The sequence below is a fragment of the Burkholderia sp. WP42 genome, assembly GCF_000745665.1.
GTDB classification, from domain to species: Bacteria; Pseudomonadota; Gammaproteobacteria; order Burkholderiales; family Burkholderiaceae; genus Burkholderia; species Burkholderia vietnamiensis.
Genome location: NZ_JQJT01000034.1, coordinates 57,387 through 78,848, shown reverse-complemented (window position 1 = coordinate 78,848; position 21,462 = coordinate 57,387). Strand labels below are relative to the sequence as shown.

The window sequence follows — 21,462 nt, the reverse complement described above, 5'->3', positions numbered from 1 at the left end:
CTTCGACCCGAACCGGGCCACGATCGGTGATGACCGTCTTGCCGCTGGCGCCATTGCGCTCGTTGGCCTGACCGGGCGGCTTGGACTGGCCTGGTCGGTAGCCCAAATGCAGATTCATCTCGGCGCCCATCGCGCGCTCGATGACTGCCTTGTTGAACGCCAGCATCAGGTCCTGAACCTCGGCCGGCGTCATCGGCCCCTTGACCAACTGGTCCAGCAGTTCCTTGGGCAGTTCAGGCAGCGGCCCGCGGGCCGCTGCCTGACGCGCTACAGTTTGCCTTTTCTTCTTCATTGGCATATCCATGACTTTTACACCTCATGATATGCCCCGCCCACGAAATCACGGATAGGTCCAACGTTTTCGAGCACAGCGACTGGCCGCTTTGGGTCGATCGCGCCCCCTTGACGAAGCAACCCTAAAGCAATCCCCGACCTGATCTCCCGCTGACCGGGAGATCAGGTCTCGACCAACGCACGTTAGTCGCCACACGTCAGCGCCAACCGCCGCTACTCCCCATACAACCCGAGCAGTTTCAGCGTGACGCCGTTGGTCCATCCAAAGCCGTCCTGCAGCGGATATTCCCCGCCACCGCCGCCGCCCTCGCCGGCGCCCTCCACCACGTACTTCTCGACGAGCTTGCCTTCGGTCGCATACACGTGCTTCACGTCGGCGAGAAAGCGCGTGCCGATGTCCTTCGCGAGCGCCGCTTCGCCGTAGCGCCGCAACCCTTCGATCGCGATCCATTGCAGCGGCGCCCAGCCATTCGGCGCATCCCACTGCTGGCCGGTGTTCTGCGTCGTCGTCGCGAGGCCGCCCGGCTGCAACAGCGTCTTGCGTACCTCGCGCGCGGTCGCCTTCGCGCGCTCCGGCCACGCGACGCCGGCAAACAGCGGAAACAGCGCAGCGGCCGTCACGCCGTCACGCGGCTTGCGCAACTGCCAGTCGTAATCGCCGTAATAGCCGCGGCGGTTCCACAGATAGCGGTTGATCGCGGCGGCGCGGCGCGCGGCCCGCGCGGAAAAATCGACCACGCATCCGACGTCGCGCGCGACCGTGCAGCCCTTCACGATCGTCGTCTCGAGATGGAACATCAGGCTGTTCAGGTCGACCGGCACGATCGACGTCGTGCGGATCGTCGCGAGCGTCCTGCCGTCGCCAAACCAGCGCGAGCTGTAGTCCCAGCCGCTTTCGGCGCCCGCGCGCAGGTCGCGGTACACGTCGTTCGCCGGACGGCTCGGCACGGCCTTCGCCGTCGTCACGTCCTCGAGATACGACTCGTCGCGCGGCGTGTCGCTCGCATCCCAGTAGCGATTGAGCACCGCGCCGTCCGGCATCGCGACCACGTGGCGCACGGCCTCGCCGCGCGGCGCCGCGCTTTCGCCCTGCATCCAGTACGCATACTCCTTGCGCAGCGCCGGCAGATACTTCTGGTAGACCGTGTCGCCTTCCGCCCGCGCGGCGAGCGTGACCATGTACGCGAAGAACGGCGGCTGCGAGCGGCTCGCGTAGTACGTGCGGTTGCCGTTCGGGATGTGGCCCACCGTGTCGATCAGGTACGCGAAGTTGTCGAGCATGTCGTCGACCAGATCCTCGCGCCCCGACACCTGCAGCCCGAGCATCGTGAAATAGGTGTCCCAGTAGTAGCCTTCGCGGAACCGGCCGCCGGGCACGACGTACGGCTTCGGCATCGGAACCAGCGAACTGTACGGCGGCACGCTCGTCGTGGTGCGCGTGAGCTGCGGCCACAGCCAGTCGATGTGCTGACGCAGCGTCAGGTTCGCGGGCGGCGTGACGCCGCCCTGCGGCGGCGCCGTGAAGTACTGGTCGACGAACGCCTTCAGCGAGAAGCCCGGCTGGGATTTCTGTTGCTGATACAACTGGACGATCGTCGAAGGATCGGTATTGGGCGTCGCGTCGACGAACGTCTTCTGGTCGGGATAGAGCTGCGCGGTCTGCACCGCGACGAACAGGTCGCCGTACAGCTGGCTCGGCGGCGGCAGCAGCGCGCCCGATGCGGCGCTTGCCGGCGCTGCGGCCGTCTGCATCGCGGGCTGGCTCGCCGCGTGGTTCGCATTGTCGGCCTGTGCGGCGCAGCCGGCGACGGCAAGATAAGCGATGGCAAGTACCGCCGCCCAGCGCGGACGCGGCGCGGGCGTGGACGGATGCAGACCGGGATGTGATGCGATCGATTCGGCACGACGCGATGTCATGACGTGTCCCCTCCTTTCGGTGGCCAGTGGATCGGCAGGGGTCTCGTTCGCGCGGGCGCTCGTCTCGATGGCCGTCGATCGATGCGCATTGTGGTGTTTCGCTGATGTGGGTGGACTGTCGCACGAAACGCGCGACGCGCGCAAGTCGGGCTGGGCGCGTCGCCGGAAGCCGAGGCGCCGGCGCAGTCGTCTCTGCTTCGCGACGCCGTAACAGGAACGACTATTGCAACATGCGGAACACGCGCACGGCTGCGTGACGCGATCACCACAATGTGGGCATAATGGCGCCTTTACCGCGCGCCCTGCCCATGTCGCCCGTCTTTCTAGCACCGCTCATCGTTGCCTGTGCGTTGTTCATGGAAAGCGTCGACGCCAACATCATCGTCACCGCGCTGCCCGCGATGGCGAGAGACTTCGGGCACAGTCCCGTCACCCTGAACATCGCGATCACGGCCTACGTGGTCGGCCTCGGCGTCTTCATCCCGATCTGCGGATGGCTCGCCGACCGCTTCAGCGCACGTTCGGTATTCCGCACCGCGATCGGCATTTTCGTCGCCGGCTCGCTGTTGTGCGCGGCCTCCAACTCGCTCGGCCTGCTGACCTTCGCGCGCTTCGTGCAGGGCGTCGGCGGCGCGATGATGGTGCCGGTCGGCCGCATCATCATCTTCCGCGCCGTGCCGCGCGCCGAGCTCGTGCGCGCGATGAACTACCTCGCGATTCCCGCACTGTTCGGCCCCACGCTCGGGCCGCTGGTCGGCGGCTTCATCACGACCTACCTGCACTGGCGGATGATCTTCTTCATCAACGTACCGATCGGCATCTACGGCATCTATCTGGCGAGCAAGCACATCGCGAACACGCACGAGCCCGATCCCGGCCCGCTCGACTGGTTCGGCTTCCTGTTGTCGGCGAGCGGCGCCGCGCTGCTGCTGATGGGGCTGACGCTGATCGACGGCGCGCTCACGTCGCGCGGCAACGCGATCGCGATGTGCGCGGTCGGCGCGGCGATGCTCGCGCTGTACGTGCCGTACGCGCGCCGCAAGACGCGGCCGGTGCTCGATCTGAGCTTCCTGAAGATTCCGACCTACCACGCGAGCGTGGTCGGCGGCTCGCTGTTCCGGATCGGCCTCGGCGCGGTGCCGTTCCTGCTGCCGCTCGCGCTGCAGGAAGGGCTCGGCATGAGCGCGTTCCACTCCGGGCTGATCACCTGCGCGTCGGCGCTCGGCGGCGCGGTGAGCCGCTCGACGGCCACTCATACGCTGCGCCGCTTCGGCTTTCGCACGGTGCTGATCTACAACGCCGCGTTCGCCGGGCTCGCGATCGCCGCATACGGCGTGTTCCATCCGGGCATGCCGACCTGGGCGATCTGGACCATCGTGCTGGTGGGCGGAATCTTTCCCGCGCTGCAGTTCACGAGCCTCAACTCGATGATCTACGCCGATATTTCGCAGGCCGATGCAGGGCGCGCGACGAGCCTCGGCAGCGTCGTCCAGCAGATGTCGCTCGGGCTCGGCGTGACGGTCGCCGGCCTCGTGCTGCACCTGTCACACTGGCTGCAGGGGCATCAGACGATGGTGTGGTCGGACTTCTGGCCGGCGTTCGTCGTGGTCGGGCTGTGCTCGTTCGCGTCGATTCCGATCACGCGCCGGCTGCCGCCGGGCGCCGGCGACGAGGTCGCGCGCGGCAAGCGGAAATGATGCGCCAGATGGGCTGAAGAACAGGATTCGGCTCGTGACGGACCACGAAAAAAACAGCGGACATCCACACGGGGCCGGTGCACAGCCGCATGGATGTCCGCTCAGGGCTCCGGGTTCCTCGTGGGGGTTGAGAATCCCGGATCTGCTTCCTGCGTGCCATTGACATATGTGCGTCGGAAGCCGAATCGTTGCGCGCCTGTTTCATCGCGTCATGGCAGCACTATAAGGAAACTCGGGCCGCGCATCTGTCAAGCATTGTCAGACACGCGGCGTGCACGCGCGCGCCGCTTTCGCGCTACAGTGATGCCCGACCGCCACCTCAGCCGCCGTCCCGATGCTCACGCTCTCGCCCGCCGCCGCCCGCGCATTGCATCTCGCCGCGCAGGGCCTGCTGACCCCGCCGCGCCGCAAGGCCACGAAGGCCGACGTCCTCGATGCGATCCGCCGCATGGCGCAATTGCAGATCGACACCATTCACGTCGTCGCGCGCAGCCCGTATCTGGTGCTGTTCAGCCGCGTCGGCAACTTCGACCCGCGTTGGCTCGACGAGCATCTCGCCGAAGCGCGCCTGTTCGAATACTGGTCGCACGAAGCGTGCTTCCTGCCCGTCGAGCAGTTCGGGCTGATGCGCTACAAGATGCTCGACCCGCGCGGAATGGGATGGAAATACGCGGCCGACTGGCACGCGCAGAATCGCGCGGAGATCGACTCGCTGCTGGCGCGGATCCGCGCGCAAGGCCCGGTGAAATCGGCGGATTTCGTCCGTGAGGATGGCGTAACAGGCAACGGCTGGTGGGACCGCAAACCCGAGAAGAAGCACCTGGAAGTGCTGTTCACGTTAGGCGAGCTGATGGTATCGGAGCGCCGCAATTTCCAGCGGATCTATGACGTGCGCGAACGCGTGCTGCCCGACTGGGACGATGCGTGCGACCTGCCGCCGCGCGAGGCGGTGCTGCCGGCGCTGCTCGACTACACCTGCCGCGCGCTCGGCGTCGTGCGCGCGGACTGGGTCGCCGATTACTACCGGCTGCCGCGCCGCTCGTATCGTGCCGAACTCGACGCGCTCGCGGGCGCGGGCGAGTTGATTCCGGTCGAAGTGGCCAGCTGGAAGGAGCCGGCCTACGTGCATCGCTCGCTCGACGCATTGCTGCCGGCCGCCGCGGCGGACACGCTGCGCTCGACGGTGACGACGCTGCTGTCGCCGTTCGATCCGGTGGTGTGGGACCGCCGGCGTGCGTCGACGCTGTTCGGATTCGACTACACGATCGAGTGCTATACGCCTGCGCACAAGCGGCGCTACGGCTACTTCTGCCTGCCGGTGCTGCATCGCGGCCGGCTGATCGGACGCGTCGACGCGAAAGCGCATCGCGCGCTCGGCACGTTCGAACTGAAGGCCGTGCACGTCGAGCCCGGCGTGCGATTCGGCACGGGGCTCGCGGCCGATGTCGCGAAGGCCGTGCAACGGCTGGCGGCGTGGCATGGCACGCCGCAGGTGACGGTCGCGCACGCGCCGCCGGAATTGACGAAGGCACTGGCCGGCGCATGAGCGGGCGGGCGCGCCGGCCGCGCCGCGTCAACCGCCTGCATCAACGCTGCTGCGCGATCCACGCGGCGATCCCCGGCCACGTGTCCTTCAACGTGCGCGAGCCCATGAACAGCCCGATGTGGCCGCCCGGCACGAGCCGGCTCGTCACCTGCTCCGCCGGCGTGCCGAGATACTGCTGCGCGCCGAACACCTGCTCGCGCGTCGTGATGTCGTCGGTTTCGCCGGCGAGCAGGAATGCGGGACAGCGCACGTCCTTCAGGTCGAGCGTGCGGCCCAGTGCAACGAAGGTGCCGCGCGCGAGCCGGTTTTCCTTGAAGATCTGCTGGATCGCCTGCAGATACCAGCGGCCCGGCAGGTCGATCGGGCTCTCGTACCAGCTCGCGAATATCTCGCGCTTGCGCAGATAATCCGGGTCGTCGAGATGTTCGTAGAGATCGACGTGGTCGGCCAGATAATGCTGGTCGGGATGCATGTTCTTCCAGCCGCGCAGCATGAAACGTCCGCGCATCAGGCCGCCGCCCATCGCAACGAGCTCCTCGTAGAACGACAGCGGATAGGTATGCGCCATCTGTTTGATCGGGCCGTCGCCCGCGTCCGTGTCGATCGGCGAGCCCGCGAGCACGAGGCTCGCGACCTTGTGCGGGAAGCGCGCCGCGTACATCGCAGACATCCAGCCGCCCTGACACAGCCCGACCAGGTTCACGCGCCCGCCCAACTCGTCGACACACACGTTCAGTTCGGCAAGGTACTGGTCGATCTCGAGATCCTTCATGTCCTCGGTCGCCGAACGCCAGTCGGTCAGGTAGAGCCGCGTGACGCCGTGCTCGCGCAGCGTCTGCATCAGGCTCTGCCCCGGCTGGTAATCGGCGATCATCGCGCTGTGGCCGGCATACGGCGCATCGACGATCGTCGGCAGCCCTTGCGGCTGCGCCGTCGAGTAGTCGCGAAAGATCATCGTGCGCAGCTCGAGCAGCGGCCGGTTCTCCGTGGCGAGCGCCGGACGTTGGCCGAAGTGCAGCTTCTCCTCCTCCGCGACGAATCGCAGATTGCGGGCAGTGAGTTCGGAGCCGGCTTCGAACAGCGTGGCGGCGGCCGCCATCGGCCAGAAGATCGGCAGCGACGCCGTCGCGGGTCGGTGAGTGGATTTCATCGGGATAGTGAGGCGCTCGAGGTCGAAGGAGAAAATACCGCGCCGTCCAGCACGCGGCGCGTGTGACGCGCGATCATCAAATTCTCGTCGGTCGGCATCACGCGAACCGTCACGCGCGACGCGTCGGTCGAGATCACCGCGCGGCCGGCCGCGTTCGCGCTTGCGTCGACGGCGATGCCGAGCCACGCGGCGCGCGCGCAGATCAGCTCGCGCACGCGCGGCGCATGCTCGCCGACGCCCGCGGTGAACACCAGCGTATCGACGCCGCCGAGCACGCCGGCCAGCGCGGCCATCTCGCGCGCGACGCGATACGCGAACAGCTCGACCGCATGCGCGGCCGAAGGCGCATCGCTCGCGAGCAGCGTGCGCATGTCGCTCGACACGCCGGACACGCCGAGCAGCCCGGATTCCGCATAGATCAGATGCTCGACGTCATCGACGGAACGCCCGTCGTGTCGCAGCAGATACAGGATCACGCCGGGGTCGAGGCTGCCCGTGCGCGTGCCCATCGGCAGCCCGTCGACGGCGGTGAAGCCCATCGTCGTCGCGACGCTGCGGCCCTCTTCGAGCGCGCACAGGCTCGCGCCGTTGCCGAGATGCGCGATGATGGTGCGGCGCTGCCGCCACGCGGGATCGAGTTCCGCGAGCACGCCCGACACATATTCGTACGACAGCCCGTGAAAGCCGTAGCGCACGATGCCCTGTTCGGTGAGCGCGCGCGGCAGCGCAAATTCGCGCTCGAGCGCGGGCATCGTCGCATGGAACGCGGTGTCGAAACAGGCGACCTGCGGCAGCTCGGGCGCGACCGCGGCAACCGCGCGAATCGCATCGACATGATGCGGCTGGTGCAGCGGCGCCAGCGGCGCCAGCGATGCGATCGTCTCCAGCACGCGCGCATCGATCCGCACCGGCGCGGTGAAGTACGGGCCGCCGTGCACGACGCGGTGGCCGACGCCGTCGAACGCCGCCTCGCGCCCGACGTGATCGGCGAACCACGCGTGCAGCGCTTCGATCGCCGCATGATGGCCGGGGCGTGCGACCGCGCGATCGGCGAGCAGCACGCCGTGCGCATCGACCACGGTGAGACGCGGCGCGACGTGCAGGCTGTCGATCTGCCCATGCACGCCGGCGTCGAGCGACCGGTCGTCACGCGTGTCGTACACCGAAAATTTCAGGCTCGACGAGCCTGCGTTCAGAACCAGCACCGGATGCCGCATCGCCGCCTCCTTCACCGTGATGCGGCTTGCGCCGACGCCAGCACCGCCGCCTCGGCCGGCGTGGCCGATGCCGGCGACACCACGGCCGCGGGCACGCCCGCGCCACGCGCGGCATCCGCGACCAGCGCCGCGATCGCGCAGCTCGCGAGCCGCGTGCGCTCGTTGTCGGCGCGGCTCGTCAGGATCACCGGCACGCGCGCGCCGAGCACGATGCCGGCCGCATCGGCGTTGGCGAGGAACGTCAACTCTTTCGCGAGCATGTTGCCGGCTTCGAGATCGGGCGCGAGCAGGATGTCGGCGTCGCCGGCGACAGCCGACGACAGATGCTTGAGGCGCGCGGCTTCGGGGCTGATCGCGTTGTCGAGCGCGAGCGGCCCGTCGAGCAGCGCGCCGGTGATCTGGCCGCGCTCGGCCATCTTGCACAGCGCGGCCGCATCGACCGTCGACGGCAGCTTCGAGCTGACCGTCTCGACCGCCGACAGGATCGCGACCTTCGGCTGCGCGATGCCGAGCGCATGCGCGAGATCGATCGCGTTCTGCGCGATGTCGGCCTTCTGCTCGAGCGTCGGCCGGATATTGACGGCCGCATCGGTGATGAACAGCGGCTTGTAGTAGGTCGGCACGTCCATGATGAACACGTGGCTCAACCGCCGCTGCGTGCGCAGCCCGGTATCGGGCCGCACGACTTCTTCGAGCAGCTCGTCGGTGTGCAGGCTGCCCTTCATCAGCGCCTGCGCGTCGCCCGCGCGCACGAGCGCGACGGCCAACGCGGCCGCCGCGTGACTGTGCGGCGCATCGACGAGCCGAAAGCCCGACACGTCGACGCCGATCGTCGCGGCCAGCGCCGTGATGCGCGCGGCGGGGCCGACCAGCACCGGCGTGATGATGCGGGCCTGCGCGGCATCGACGGCCGCACGCAACGACACTTCGTCGCACGGATGGACGACCGCGACCGTCACCGGCCGCACCGTACGGCATCGCGCGATCAGCGCGTCGTATTTCTGATGCTGCCGGGAGTCGGACATGACTGCCTCTCGTGAAGGTTCGTGAAGGAACGCGTGAACCGATTCTGGTGCGAATCCGCAGACGATTGTTTGACCCGTATCAATCGTTTCAGGTGAAGTCCCGATAGCATGAAATCGCACCATGACGCACCGATGGCAGCCCGCCTGCATACGCGGCGCGTCCTGCCTCGCATCCCCTTCCTTGCCGACCATGCACATCCGCGAAATTCGCTCGAAAATCGCCAGCACCTCGTCCACGCGCCAGATCACCAAGGCGATGGAGATGATGGCACGGACCAAAATGGCGAGCGCGCAGCGGCGCGCCCGCGACTTCCGGCCGTATGCCGAGCGCGTGCGCGCGATCGCCGAACGCGTGCTGCGCGACCGGCCCGATTACGGCTCGACGCTGATGACGCCACGCGCAACGGTGCGGCGCGTCGGGCTGATCGTCGTCAGCACCGACCGCGGGCTGTGCGGGCCGCTGAACGCGCGGCTGCTGGTGCAATGCCTGGATGCGCTGGAACGATGGGAGCACGACGGCATCGCGTGCGAGTTGAGCGTGATCGGCGCGCGCGGGCTGCAGCCGCTGATGCGTCACGGCGCGACCATCGTCGCGCGCTCGGGCGGCCTCGCCGCGCAACCGCATTTCGACACCGTGCTCGGCGCGCTGCTCGTGCCGCTGACCGCGTTCGTCGACGGCGAACTCGACGCGGTGTACATCGCTTACAACCGTCTGACGAGCCCGCTCGCGTACGAGCCGCGCATCGACATGCTGCTGCCGCTCGCCACGCCCGACGACGCCGCGCCGGCAAGCGAGAGCGTGTCGTCCGACTATCTGTACGAACCGGCGCCGCGGCCGGCGGTCGAGACGCTGCTGCTGCGCTACGTCGAATCGATGCTGTACCAGGCCGTCGTCGAGAACGACGCCTGCGAGCAATGCGCGCGCATGTTCGCGATGCAGACCGCGACCGACAACGCGGACCGCGTGCTGCGCGACCTGCGGCGGCTCTACCAGAAGACGCGGCAGGCGCAGATCACCACCGAGCTGTGCGAGATCGTCGCGGGCGCGGCGGCCGTTTGAACGAGTGAAGGAGGCGACGATGGACACGTCGATGAAGCTCGACATCCTGAGCGTCGAGAACGTGCTGTATTCGGGCGACGCGCATTTCGTCGTCGTCCCCGGCGAAAGCGGCGAGCTCGGGATCTATCCGCGCCACGCGCCGCTGCTCACGCGCATCCGGCCCGGCGTCGTCACGCTCGTCGATGCGCCGAGCGGCGAGCGGCGCCGCATTCTGGTGGCCGGCGGCGTGCTCGAAGTGAGCCGCGAAGGCGTCACGCTGATCGCCGATCACGCGCTGCGCACGCCCGAGCTCGATGCGCTGCGCGCGCGCGAAGCGCGCCACGCGGCCGACGAGTGGCGGCGCGTGCACGCGCAGGAAAACCGGCGCGCATTCGACTTCGCGTCGGCACGCGCGGAGCTGATGGACGAGATCCGGCGGTTCTTCGCGATGGCGATGCGCGACCACGCATCGCACGGCGCCCGCCGCGGCGGCTGACGCGCGGCTCGGTCGGGTTTATCAGCCGGGCGTATCGGTCGGGCGATCAGTCGCGCAGCTTGCGAAAGCGCGGCGTGCCGTCGGGCAGATTCTCGTTGAACATCGCTTCCGGGCGCACCCACAGGCCGCGCGCATGCGGCCACAGGTGCTCGTACACGACCACCGCTTCCTCCGTTTCCGAATGGCGCGCGACGCCTATATAGCGATAGAGGCCGCCCTTGTAGTGGCGATGGGTGGCGAGCTGTTCGGCTTCCTGTTCGGTCATGATGGGCGTTCCTTCTGCAAGACGAAAGCGCGTATTGTATGCGCCGCTCGGGCCGCATGCGCTTCGCCCCGCGCGTCAGCGCTTCGCGTACACGTCCGGGCGGCGGATCTCCATGATGCGCTCGGGATGCGCGGGCGGCTCGAAGCCGACCGGCCGGTACAGCGCGTGCGCATCGGTCGTCACGAGCATGACGCGGCGCAGGCCCTGCAACATCGGCTGCGCGAACACGTAGTCGATCAACGCGCGGCCGTAGCCATTGCCGCGAGCGTGCGGCAGCACGAACACGTCGCACAGGTAGGCGAACGTCGCGTGATCGGTCACGAGCCGCGCGAAGCCGACCTGCCGGCCGTCGACGTAGGCGCCGAAGCACAGCGAAGCTTCGATCGCACGCTCGACGACGTCGCGCGGGATGCCCTGCGACCAGTACGCGTCGCGATGCAGGAACTCGAAGATCGCGTCGACGTCGAGTTCGCGCTTGTCGGTGGAAATTCTCAGCGTGGCGGGCGGGATATCGGGCACGTCGGTCTCCGGGAGTCGCGGGCGGAGCAGCCACGATAGCGCGCGCCCGGACGAGCGGCAAGCAGCCCGGCCGCGCAGCGAAGGGCTGCGGCGCGAGGTGCGCCGTGGCCCGCGCGTCGCGGCCAAACCGCCCAGCAGCGCTTCCGATTCGGTGCTATTGTCGGCCGCTCGATGAATATCCCGCACCGTTTCATGCCCTATCGACTCATCGCATTCGACTTCGACGGCACGCTCGCCGATTCCCTCGACTGTTTCCTGTCGGCGCTGACCGACGCCTCGCGCCTGCACGGCTTTCGCGACGCGACGCCCGAGCTGCGGCCGGCGCTGCGCGGGATGTCCGCGCGCGAGATCATCCGCGCCCTCGAGGTGCCCGTCTGGAAGGTGCCGCGCGTGACGCTCGACGTGCGCCGGCTGATGCGCCCGCGCCTCGCGCAGGTGGAGCTGTTCCCCGGCGTCGCCGCCACGTTCGACGCGCTCGCCGCGCGCGGCATCCGCATCGCGATCGCGACGTCGAACAGCGAGGACGTCGTGCGCGACCGGCTCGGCCCGCATGCGAGCGGCCGCGTCGATACGTTCGCGTGCGGCATTCCGCTGTTCGGCAAGGCGCGCAGGCTGCGTGCGCTGGTGCGTGAAGCCGGCGTGCAACCGGCCGACGTGCTGTACGTCGGCGACGAGATCCGCGACGCCGAGGCCGCGCGCCGCGCGCGCATCGCGTTTCAAGGCGTCGCGTGGGGCTATACGACGCCGCACGCATTGCAGCCGCATTGCGACACACCGTTGCTGCCGAGCCTCGACGCATTGCTCGATCGCGTATAGCGGCGCGGCGCGTGTTCACGCGCAGCGTTGCAGATTCGACGATGACACGCCGATGACACGCGCGCCGAGCGCGGCCGGGCCGATGCACGTCAGGCACGCAAATTTTGCCGCCATGAAAGCGCGCCGCAGGTAGCCGCTACCTGCACGCTCGCGAGCCCTTCCATTCGTCTTACCAACCGTTACACAAAGCACAGCGCGGTTGCACCTGCGACGCAGACGCTCTCCTAGAATCGGTCGGGCCGGGAAACACTTCGACAGCCGCGTCGGCAGAGCGGCGCTCGAGCCCGGCCCGGGCCGCGCCCCGGCCTCTCGCAACAGCAGCGGATCACGCGATCCGTCCATTGAACAGAGCCCCGATAGAAAGGAGGTCCCATGAACCGCTTTCCCAAAGTCACGCGCGTTGCACTGTCTGCCGCTGGCCTGCTTCTCGTCGCCGTGACGGCGACCGCGCAAACGGCGCAGCCGTCGGCGTCCGCGCCGGCCGCGACGACGCAAGCGCGCATCCACGAAGCCGACCAGGCCTTCATCACCGACGGCACGAAGACCGTGTCGACCCAGCACGACGCCGCGCGCATCGCCGATTCGCGCACGTCGGACAGCCAGGTGAAGGCGTTCGCGCAACGCGTGTCGACCGACGATGAAAAGATCATCCAGGCGATGCGCGCCGCGAGCCCGCGCGGCGTCGACGTGCCGGCCAACGATCCCGACCGCGCCGTGCTCGACGGCATCAAGAATCTGCGCGGCGCCGAGTTCGACAAGGCGTACATCGAGCAGGTCGCGCTCGCCGGCCAGCAGAAGACGATCTCGGCATTCCAGGCCGAAATCGCGTCGGGCCGCGATGCGAAGCTGAAGGAAGTCGCACGTCAGGCGCTGCCGATCCTGCAGGCGCACTACGCGGACGCGCAGAAGCTCGCGCAGCGTCATCACCTCGCGTCGGCGCAGTAACGCGACGCACCGCCGCGCGCCGTGCGCGGCGGCATGCCGAATCCCCGCGCGTCGCGCCGCCGTTCCCCTCGGGCAACGCGACGCGACGCGCATCACTGGACGCTACACGGCAAGCGTCAGGTCGCGAGCTTCGCTTTCAACCGATCGCGGATGGCCGGCCACTCGCCGTCGATGATGCTGAAGCGCACCGAGTTGCGCTTGCGCCCGTCGGGCATGATCCGCTCGTGACGCACGATCCCTTCCTGCTTCGCGCCGAGCCGCAGTATCGCGGCGCGTGACTTCTCGTTCAATTCGTCGGTCGTGAACTGCACGCGCACGCACTGCAGCGTGTCGAATGCGTAGGCGAGCAGCAGCCATTTCGCTTCGGTATTCGCGCGCGTGCGCTGCGCCGATGCGCTCAGCCACGTATGACCGATTTCGAGCTTGCGATTGTTGCGGTCGATCTTCCAGAAGCGCGTGCTGCCGATCACGCGGCCCGATGCCCGCTCGACGATCGCGAACGGCATCACCGTGCCGGCCGCGCGGCCTTGCAGCGCGGTGTCGAGATACGCGTCGACCGTGCGTTCGTCCGGCACGACCGTGACCTTCAAATTCCATAACTCCCCGTCCGCCGCCGCATCGAGCAGCGCCTGCCGGTCGGATGCCGCGAGTGGCCGCAGCACGATGTGCTCGCCGGTGAGCGTCGGTTGTGCGGGCAACGAAGAAGTGTCGGTCATCGCGGGTTCCGTCGAAGCGAGGCTGCATGCAGCGAAACGTCCATCATACGGCCGGCGCTACCCGCGCACTAACCCGGCAAGGCCGCGAGCCGGCGGCGGATCGCCGTCGCTTCGTCGCGCAATGCGTCGGTGAACGCATCGACCAGCAGGTTCTTCGGCCGGTGCTCGGGCACGATCACGCTGACGCGATACGCAAACGAACGCGTGAGCGGCCGCACATGCAGGTCGCGCCCGACGAAATCGAGCGCGGTCAGCGGATTGACGATCGCGGCGCCGAGCCCCTGCCGCACGAACGCGCACACCGACACGGCCGACGGCGTCTCGACCACCGAACGCGGCGCGACGCCGAGCTGCGCGAACGCCTCGTCGATCAGGATCCGGTATGGGTCGTTCAGCGACAGGCTCACGAACGGGCGATCGGCGAGATCCGCGAGATCGATCGCCTGCTTGTCGAGCAGCGGATGGCCGTCGGGCAGCACGCAGACCTCGTCGACCTCGAGCAGCGGCGTGAGCACGGTGCCGGCCGGCGCGACGTCGTGCTCGGTCAAGCCGAGGTCGTAGCGCTGCGCGGTCAGCCACTCCTCGAGCACCGGCGACTCCTGCGTCGCGACCGACACGCTGACGCCCGCATGCGCGTCGTGAAAACGCCGGCACGCGCCCGGCAGAATCGCATGCGCGAACGCCGGCAGCGCGATCACCGACAGCTGGCCGTCGCGAAACTCGCGCAACCGCGCGGCCGTCGCCGCGACGCGCTCGAGCCCCACATACGCGAGCCGCACGTCGTCGAACAGCGTGAGCGCGGCCATCGTCGGCCGCAGCCGGCCGTGCGAGCGCTCGAACAGCGCGAAGCCGACCGCCTGCTCCATCCGCGCGAGCTCACGGCTGATCGTCGGCTGCGACGTATAAAGCATCTCGGCCGCGCGTGTGGTGCTGCCGGTGACCATCAGCGCGCGGAAGACCTCGATGTGCCGGTGTGTCAGCATGGCCACCCGTCTATATCAGGAATGAATCGAATACAGATAAACAGGCATTTTACTGTATAGACGATCCGGCGCATCATGGCGGCTATCCGTTCATTCGACCGATCCACCGCCATGTCCCTCGATTCCCGCCAGCTCGCGACGCTCGCGCAGCAATACGGCACCCCGCTGTGGGTGTACGACGCCGACGTCATTCGCGAACGCATCGCTCAACTGCGCCAGTTCGACGTGATCCGCTATGCGCAGAAGGCGAACTCGAACCTGCATATCCTGAAGCTGATGCGCGAAGAAGGCGCGTGCGTCGACGCCGTGTCGCTCGGCGAAATCGAGCGCAGCCTCGCGGCCGGCTTCAGCCCGGCCGGCGAGCCGGAAGGCGTCGTGTTCACCGCCGACCTGATCGATCGTCCGACGCTCGCGGCCGTGCTGAAGCACGGCGTGACGGTGAACGCCGGGTCGCTCGACATGCTCGCGCGCGTCGGCGAGCATGCGCCCGGCCATCGCGTGTGGCTGCGCGTGAACCCCGGCTTCGGCCACGGCCACAGCAACAAGACCAACACCGGCGGCCCGCAGAGCAAGCACGGCATCTGGATCGACGACGTGCCGCACGCGATCGAGATCGTGCGCCGCTACGGGCTGAAACTGGTCGGCATCCACATGCATATCGGTTCGGGCGTCGACTACGGCCACCTGTCGCAGGTGTGCGACGCGATGGTCGATCTCGTCACGTCGCTCGGCCACGACATCGACGCCATTTCGGCGGGCGGCGGGTTGTCGATTCCGTATCGCGACGGCGAGCCGCGCGTCGACGTCGGTCACTACTTCAACCAGTGGGATGCCGCGCGCAAGCGGATCGAACGGCATCTCGGCCACGCGGTGCGCATCGAGATCGAACCGGGCCGCTTCCTCGTCGCCGAGGCCGGCACGCTCGTCACCGAAGTGCAGGCCGTGAACCGTCGGCCGCAGCACGACTTCGTGCTGATCGACGCGGGTTTCAACGACCTGATGCGTCCGTCGATGTACGGCAGCTACCACGCGGTGTCGGTGCACGCGCCGGACGGCACGCTGCCGGCCGGCCGCCCGCTCGTCGACATCGCGATCGCCGGCCCGTTGTGCGAGTCCGGCGACGTGTTCACGCAGGACGCGGGCGGCGTGGTCACGCACCGCAAGCTCCCGCAGCCGCAGATCGGCGATCTGCTGTTCCTGCACGATGCGGGCGCATACGGCGCGTCGATGTCGTCGAACTACAACAGCCGGCCGCTCGCACCGGAAGTGCTCGTCGATCGCGGCACGCCGCGGCTGATCCGCCGCCGGCAGACGATCGGCGAACTGCTCGCGCTCGAGACCTTCGAGTAACGCGCGCCGCCCAAATCCGCGCCCGCATCCGCGCCGCGTTCGGCGAGCCGAACGCCGACGGCCGCGCAGTCACGCGTCAGCCCGCGCGCTGCACCGGCGCCATCTTCGAGAAGTACTTCGCGCCGGCCACGCAGCCGACCACGACCGCCGTCACGACGAGCATCGACGGCGGCACCGTCTCGTGCAGCAGCCCGGCGGCAAGCAGGAAGCCGAAGAACGGCTGCAGCAATTGCAGCTGACCGACGCCCGCGATCCCGCCGAGCGCGAGGCCGCGATACCAGAACACGAAGCCGATCAGCATGCTGAACAGCGACACGTACGCGAGCCCCCACAGCGCGGCGGCGTCGACGCCGTCGAACGTCGCGGGCCACGTGAACGCGGCGAGCGGCAGCATCACCGGCAGCGACAACACGAGCGCCCACGAGATCACCTGCCAGCCGCCGAGCTGGCGCGACAGGCGTGCGCCTTCCGCATAGCCGAGCCCGCACGCGACGATCGCCGCGAGCATCAGCGCATCGCCGACCACCGACGCGCTGCCGCCGTTGCGCAGCGCGAACGCGGCCACCGCGCCGCTGCCGACCAGCGAGAAGATCCAGAACGGCAGCCGCGGCCGCTCGCCGCCGCGCCACACGCCGAACAGCGCGGTCGCGAGTGGCAGCAGCCCGACGAACACGATCGCGTGCGCGGACGTCACGTGCTTGAGCGCCAGGGCCGTCAGCAGCGGAAAGCCGACCACGACGCCGAGCGCGACCACGGCGAGCGAGGCGGTCTCGGCGCGCGTCGGCCGCTTCTGCTTCGACGCGACGAGCAGGATCAGGCCGAGCACGCCGGCGATCGTCGCGCGCGCGAACGTGAGGAACAGCGGATCCAGCCCCTGCACCGCGACGCGCGTCGCGGGCAGCGAGCCGCTGAAGATGATCACGCCCAGCAGGCCGCTGAGCCATCCGTCGGTGGTCTTTTGCACGGGAAATCCTGATCGTCGAAGGGAGATCACCGATGATCCGCCGCGCGCGAAAAGCGCGTAAGCTACAGCCCAATACAATTCCGCCAAACTGTACTGAACAACCGTCCGTACAGTTCTTTTCAGCCATGAGCCGTGCCGTGCCGATTCCCCCGTTGCCCACCGCGCCCGCACCATCGCGCACCCGCGTGGAAACCGTGATGGACACCTTGCGCGCGCGGATCGCGAGCCGCGCGCTGATGCCCGGTGCGCGCGTGCCGTCGATCCGGATGATGGCCGACGCGCTGGGCGTGTCGAAATCGACCGTCGTCGATGCGTACGAGCGGCTCGCGAGCGAGGGCGCGCTCGTCGCGCGGCGCGGCTCGGGCTTCTACGTGGCGGGCCACGCGCCGCCGCTCGCGCTCGCGGAGCTCGGCCCGCGGCTCGATCGCGAGCTCGATCCGCTGTGGTTGTCGCGCCAGGCGCTCGAGGCGGCGCCGGGCTCGGTGAAGCCCGGCTGCGGCTGGCTGCCGTCGTCGTGGCTGCCGGACGAGAGTCTGCGCCGCGCGCTGCGCGCGGTATCGCGCGACGAACCCGACGCGCTGACCGACTATGCGACGCCGCTCGGGCTGCCCGCGCTGCGTCAGCAGCTTGCGTGGCGCCTCGCCCAGCACGGCATCCACGCGGAGCCCGCGCAGATCATGCTGACCGACGGCGGCACGCACGCACTCGATCTGGTGTGCCGGCTGCTGCTCGAGCCGGGCGACACGGTCGTGCTCGACGATCCGTGCTACTTCAACTTCCAGGCGCTGCTGCGCGCGCATCGTGCGCGCATCGTCAGCGTGCCGTACACGCCGAACGGCCCCGATCTCGCGCGCTTCGAACAGGCGCTCGTCGAACACCGGCCGCGCCTGTACATCACCAACGCCGCGCTGCACAACCCGACTGGCGCAACGCTCGCGCCGCCCGTTGCGCATCGGCTGCTGACGCTGGCGGCGGAGCACGGGCTGCTGATCGTCGAGGACGATATCTTCGCGGACTTCGAGAGCACGCCCGCACCGCGATTGGCGGCGTTCGACGGATTGTCGCGCGTGGTGTCGATCGGCAGCTTCTCGAAGACGCTGTCGGCCGCGATCCGCTGCGGCTATGTCGCCGCGCGCCCCGAATGGATCGACGCGCTGGTCGACCTGAAGCTCGCGACGTCGTTCGGCAACGCGCAGATCGGCGCGAACGTCGTGCATCGGCTGCTGGTGGACGGCACGTACCGGCGGCATCTCGACGGCCTGCGCGCGCAGCTGGCCGATGCGATGGGCGAAACGATCCGGCGGCTCGCACGCGCGGGGCTCCGGATCTGGACGGAGCCGCGCGGCGGTCTGTTCATATGGGCGGCGCTGCCGGACGGGCTCGATGCGGCGCGCGTCGCGCGCCATGCGCTCGACCATGACGTGGTGCTCGCGCCCGGCGACGTGTTCAGCGCGTCGCGCAGCGCGACGTCGTTCATGCGCTTCAACGTGTCGCGCTGCAAGGGGCCGGCGGTATTCGATGCGCTCGCGCGCGCCATGGACGCGGCACGGCGCGCGGAACACGGCGGGTCCACGCTGGCCGGCGAACGATGACGCTCGCCGGCGTCGCGGCGCATGTCGGGGCGAACGAGCGCCCCGACGCCGACGCTCACACCTCGGCCGCGTGCGCCCTCGCCCGCACCTCGGCGAACGTCGCGTCGACGAGCATCCGCCCGGTGTCGAACACCGTCTCGAGCGCATCGTCCCACTCGCCTTCGAGCGCGCGATCGTCCCATGCGACCGGCAGCGCCACCGTCCGGTATTCGCCCGTGCGCCGATTGCGCAGCAACGTCAGCCGTCCCTGCTTCGAGCGCTTGCCCGGATCGGTGACCGGATCCTTGCTGACGTCGTGCCAAACGTCGCCGCGCCGGATCGCCGAGCATTTCATCGCGAAGCGTTGCGTGTCGCGATCGACCCGCTGCAGCAGCGCGCCGCCCATTCCGAACACGACGTTGCCGGCCGCGTAGCCGGCGTCGTCGAGTGCGGCGAGGATCGCCTCGATCGACTGCTCGTCGACGCCGTCGCCCTGGATCACGCGCACGTGGTCGAGCACGCGCCGCCCCTTGCCGTTCACGCTCGAGCCGAACGACGCGTCGAGCGCGCGCACCGTCTGCAGCACGATCGTCACCGGGTCGCCGGAGTCGGGCCGCACGACGAGCGTCGCGCCCGAATCGAGCACCGCCTGACGCAGCGGGCCGCCCCACATGTCGAGCGCGGCGAACAGATCGTAGGAATCCGACACGACCGACACGATCGCGCCCGGCAGGCCGAAGCGCTCGATCATGTTCCGGTACGCATCGGCCTCGTGCTCGCGGCCCCACGACGTGATCGTGCTGTGCTCGGCCGCCGGCACCGAGTACGCGGCCATCGGCTCGCGATAGAAGCGGTTCGCGGCGAGCACGCCGAGCACGGTATCCGAGCCCATGAAGCTCACCAGGTGCGCGGCGCCGCCGAGCGCAGCCGACTCGGCGCTCGACACGCCGCGCGCGCCGAAGTCGTGCAGCTTGAACGGCAACTGCGCGAGATCGTCGTCGGTCTTCTCGAGGAAGCGGCGGATCGTCTGCCGCAGATGCCAGCTGCGCGTCGCGACCGTCACCGGATACCAGATGCGCAGCAGCATCGTCTCCAGATACGACGCGAGCCAGAACACCTTCGGATCGTCGCATTCGACGGTCATCAGCACGTTGTGCACGGGCACGATCGAGCCTTCAGGCACCGCGCGGATCTGCACCGGCAGGAAGCCGTCGTAGCGCTCGACGATATGGCGCCAGCCGTCCTCGTTGAACGGCAGCCCGTGCACCGCGAAGAAATCGCGCGCCTCGTCGATCATCGCGTGCGTGACGGGGCGGCACAGATACTCCTTCAGCAGCATCTGCAAGCCGAAGAACAGCGTGCGGTCGTAGCGGCCGCCGCGCGATTCGACGTAGGAGAACATCGCCTGCGCGTCGGGCGGATATTGCAGGAAGTGGGAAGCCTTGTACGAATCCGTGTTGAGGATCGGATTGGCGAGAACTGCGGCAAAGCCGCCGGAACGATCTTGCATGGCTAGAGCTCCTCTAGGCCGTTGAAGTGCCGCCGCGTCTGTCGCGGCGGACCGGTATCCGGGGAATCAGCGGATCACAGCTTCCCCAGGAAGTGATACGCGATGTCGAAGTGATCCTCGAACATCACGTTGCGCATCTGCGCGAATTCGTTGAGCGGCACCCAGCGCGCCTTGTCGGCGTCGTCGCTGCCCTTCACGCGCGGCAGCTCGCCGGTCGGAAAATTGAACAGGCACGCGTGCGTGATCGTGCGGCCGCGCAGCGAGCGCGTCGGATGATCGAAGACCTGACGATCCTTGATCGAGCCGCGCAGCACGGGCTCCGGCAGCTTCAGGCCGGTCTCCTCGCGCAGCTCGCGGATGCACGCCGCATCGAGCCGCTCGTCCTGGTTCACGAAGCCGCCCGGCAGCGCCCACAGCCCGCGGCCCGGCTCGCTGCGCCGGCGCACCAGCAGGATATGGCCCGAGTGCACGACCACCGCGTCGACCGTCACGAACGTGACCGGATACGGCGCGGCCGACCACGCCTTGCGATACGCGGCGATGAACTCGGCCTCGGCCTTCAGCTGCGCGAATTCAGGCTGCGTGCGGAAGCGCTCGAGCCAGCCGAACACGGGCTCCGGCACCGCCCATTGCACGAAGCTGTTGGTGCGTTCCGCGAAATAGTGGTCGCGGATGTCGGTCGCGGAAATGTCTTCGGACGCATCGACGTCGACGAACTCCCATTGCGGGAACATCCGCAGGTAATACGACGTCGGGTCCTTCTCGTGGCCGATGATCCCCACCTTGCGCTGCGCGACGTCGCCGAGCGCGCTTGCCACGGCGTCCTGCACCCAGCGCACCCAGTCGCCGTCGTTGTACGTCGAATCCTGCACCGCTGCGATCGTCACGCGCTCGCGTTCGGACGCGTCGAGCAACGACGCGAGCATCTGGCGACGCTCGTCGAACGAGAACGGATCCTTGACGGTGCGGGGCTTGTCGGTCGAACCGATCAGCACGCATACGCGCTCGGCGCGGCTCAATGCCGACTTCAGCAAGTTCAGGTGACCACGATGCGGAGGCTGGAAACGACCAATGAAAACGAGCGCGTCGAAGCGCCGGTTCTGTTGCGTACTCATGAGGCTCCCTCAAGAGATTGAAACGCTTCGGGTCTGTCCCGAAGGCATGGACGCAATCGTAGGAGAATTCGCCGCGAAAATCAATCGAGCGCGCGCTCGACTCGAGCGCAATGCGGCGCGACGGCGGCTTCGTCCGATCCGCACCGCTTGCCGTTGACGCGGCCCGCGGCGGCACCCACGTTGCCGCGCCGAGCACGCGTGCGCCGCCGCGCATTCGGTCATTGCCTCGCCGCACGCAGCCGCTATAATCGCGCCACATTCCGACTGCTTGAGCAGGCCGTCGGCGCGACGGGGATGCGACGCGCCGGATGCCCATCTCGACGACAA

General features: G+C 68.5%; 20 protein-coding genes. 8 read left to right on the top strand and 12 right to left on the bottom strand.

All coding sequences use genetic code 11. The features are described 5' to 3' along the window. Both EX20_RS20600 and treA read right to left on the bottom strand, forming a co-directional pair. Positions 1–292: transposase (locus EX20_RS20600; protein WP_034194554.1), on the bottom strand; the 292-nt coding region annotated here is incomplete at its 3' end. Positions 293–507: 215 nt separating this feature from the next. Further along, on the bottom strand, positions 508–2,211 hold the full coding sequence (treA, locus tag EX20_RS20595; protein ID WP_034194553.1) for an alpha,alpha-trehalase TreA: 1,704 nt from the start codon (positions 2,209–2,211) through the stop codon (positions 508–510). A gap of 308 nt (positions 2,212–2,519) precedes the next feature. Here treA and EX20_RS20590 point away from each other — a divergent pair, with 308 nt between their 5' ends. Then, positions 2,520–3,908, top strand: coding sequence for an MFS transporter (locus tag EX20_RS20590; protein WP_014725415.1), 1,389 nt, complete (start codon positions 2,520–2,522; stop codon positions 3,906–3,908). Positions 3,909–4,242: 334 nt separating this feature from the next. After that, complete coding sequence (locus EX20_RS20585; RefSeq protein WP_011882623.1) at positions 4,243–5,454, top strand: winged helix-turn-helix domain-containing protein; 1,212 nt, start codon at positions 4,243–4,245, stop codon at positions 5,452–5,454. 40 nt (positions 5,455–5,494) lie between these two features. Here the strand turns inward: EX20_RS20585 and EX20_RS20580 are convergent, their stop codons facing one another. The 3 genes from EX20_RS20580 to EX20_RS20570 are packed head-to-tail and all read right to left on the bottom strand — an operon-like array spanning position 5,495 to position 8,969. Continuing rightward, a complete protein-coding gene (locus tag EX20_RS20580) occupies positions 5,495–6,604 on the bottom strand; it encodes an alpha/beta fold hydrolase (RefSeq protein WP_011882624.1) in 1,110 nt (369 codons plus the stop codon). Continuing rightward, the gene (locus EX20_RS20575) at positions 6,601–7,821 is read right to left on the bottom strand and encodes an acetate/propionate family kinase (protein ID WP_034194552.1); all 1,221 of its coding nucleotides are present in this window, start codon (positions 7,819–7,821) and stop codon (positions 6,601–6,603) included. The genes EX20_RS20580 and EX20_RS20575 overlap by 4 nt, the downstream gene beginning before the upstream one ends. Before the next feature lie 11 nt (positions 7,822–7,832). Continuing rightward, entirely contained in the window at positions 7,833–8,969 is a 1,137-nt protein-coding gene (locus EX20_RS20570) for a phosphate acetyltransferase (protein WP_072465539.1), read from the bottom strand. A 67-nt stretch (positions 8,970–9,036) separates the two neighbouring features. Between EX20_RS20570 and atpG the strand changes: the two genes are divergently transcribed. Continuing rightward, positions 9,037–9,906 (top strand): ATP synthase F1 subunit gamma, encoded by an 870-nt coding sequence (atpG, locus tag EX20_RS20565; protein ID WP_034194551.1) that lies wholly within the window; start codon positions 9,037–9,039, stop codon positions 9,904–9,906. 19 nt (positions 9,907–9,925) lie between these two features. Next, positions 9,926–10,381: an ATP synthase F1 subunit epsilon gene (gene atpC, locus EX20_RS20560; RefSeq protein ID WP_011882628.1), complete on the top strand. Its 456-nt coding sequence runs from the start codon at positions 9,926–9,928 to the stop codon at positions 10,379–10,381. Positions 10,382–10,427: 46 nt separating this feature from the next. Here atpC and EX20_RS20555 read toward each other — a convergent pair whose 3' ends face one another. Both EX20_RS20555 and EX20_RS20550 read right to left on the bottom strand, forming a co-directional pair. Continuing rightward, the gene (locus EX20_RS20555; protein WP_009687837.1) at positions 10,428–10,646 is read right to left on the bottom strand and encodes a DUF1653 domain-containing protein; all 219 of its coding nucleotides are present in this window, start codon (positions 10,644–10,646) and stop codon (positions 10,428–10,430) included. A gap of 75 nt (positions 10,647–10,721) precedes the next feature. Beyond that, a complete protein-coding gene (locus EX20_RS20550; protein WP_014725420.1) occupies positions 10,722–11,165 on the bottom strand; it encodes a GNAT family N-acetyltransferase in 444 nt (147 codons plus the stop codon). A gap of 192 nt (positions 11,166–11,357) precedes the next feature. Between EX20_RS20550 and EX20_RS20545 the strand changes: the two genes are divergently transcribed. Then, positions 11,358–11,981, top strand: a complete 624-nt coding sequence (locus EX20_RS20545; RefSeq protein ID WP_034194550.1) for an HAD hydrolase-like protein — start codon at positions 11,358–11,360, stop codon at positions 11,979–11,981. Positions 11,982–12,353: 372 nt separating this feature from the next. Then, the gene (locus EX20_RS20540; protein WP_014725422.1) at positions 12,354–12,926 is read left to right on the top strand and encodes a DUF4142 domain-containing protein; all 573 of its coding nucleotides are present in this window, start codon (positions 12,354–12,356) and stop codon (positions 12,924–12,926) included. A gap of 116 nt (positions 12,927–13,042) precedes the next feature. On the opposite strand, the gene EX20_RS20535 is transcribed toward EX20_RS20540, so the two are convergent. Together EX20_RS20535 and EX20_RS20530 are read right to left on the bottom strand one after the other, a co-directional pair. After that, a complete protein-coding gene (locus EX20_RS20535) occupies positions 13,043–13,642 on the bottom strand; it encodes a GNAT family N-acetyltransferase (RefSeq protein WP_034194549.1) in 600 nt (199 codons plus the stop codon). Between the two features lie 68 nt (positions 13,643–13,710). After that, positions 13,711–14,625: a LysR family transcriptional regulator gene (locus EX20_RS20530; protein ID WP_034194548.1), complete on the bottom strand. Its 915-nt coding sequence runs from the start codon at positions 14,623–14,625 to the stop codon at positions 13,711–13,713. A 111-nt stretch (positions 14,626–14,736) separates the two neighbouring features. Between EX20_RS20530 and lysA the strand changes: the two genes are divergently transcribed. Beyond that, on the top strand, positions 14,737–15,975 hold the full coding sequence (gene lysA / locus EX20_RS20525) for a diaminopimelate decarboxylase (protein ID WP_034194547.1): 1,239 nt from the start codon (positions 14,737–14,739) through the stop codon (positions 15,973–15,975). Positions 15,976–16,051: 76 nt separating this feature from the next. On the opposite strand, the gene EX20_RS20520 is transcribed toward lysA, so the two are convergent. Next, positions 16,052–16,939: a DMT family transporter gene (locus tag EX20_RS20520; RefSeq protein WP_034194546.1), complete on the bottom strand. Its 888-nt coding sequence runs from the start codon at positions 16,937–16,939 to the stop codon at positions 16,052–16,054. Between the two features lie 125 nt (positions 16,940–17,064). Here EX20_RS20520 and EX20_RS20515 point away from each other — a divergent pair, with 125 nt between their 5' ends. Next, on the top strand, positions 17,065–18,531 hold the full coding sequence (locus EX20_RS20515) for an aminotransferase-like domain-containing protein (RefSeq protein ID WP_034194545.1): 1,467 nt from the start codon (positions 17,065–17,067) through the stop codon (positions 18,529–18,531). A gap of 55 nt (positions 18,532–18,586) precedes the next feature. Here EX20_RS20515 and EX20_RS20510 read toward each other — a convergent pair whose 3' ends face one another. Beyond that, entirely contained in the window at positions 18,587–20,020 is a 1,434-nt protein-coding gene (locus EX20_RS20510) for a nicotinate phosphoribosyltransferase (protein ID WP_034194544.1), read from the bottom strand. Between the two features lie 74 nt (positions 20,021–20,094). Further along, on the bottom strand, positions 20,095–21,135 hold the full coding sequence (locus EX20_RS20505; RefSeq protein WP_034194543.1) for a bifunctional nicotinamide-nucleotide adenylyltransferase/Nudix hydroxylase: 1,041 nt from the start codon (positions 21,133–21,135) through the stop codon (positions 20,095–20,097). Between the last annotated feature and the right edge of the window lie 327 nt (positions 21,136–21,462).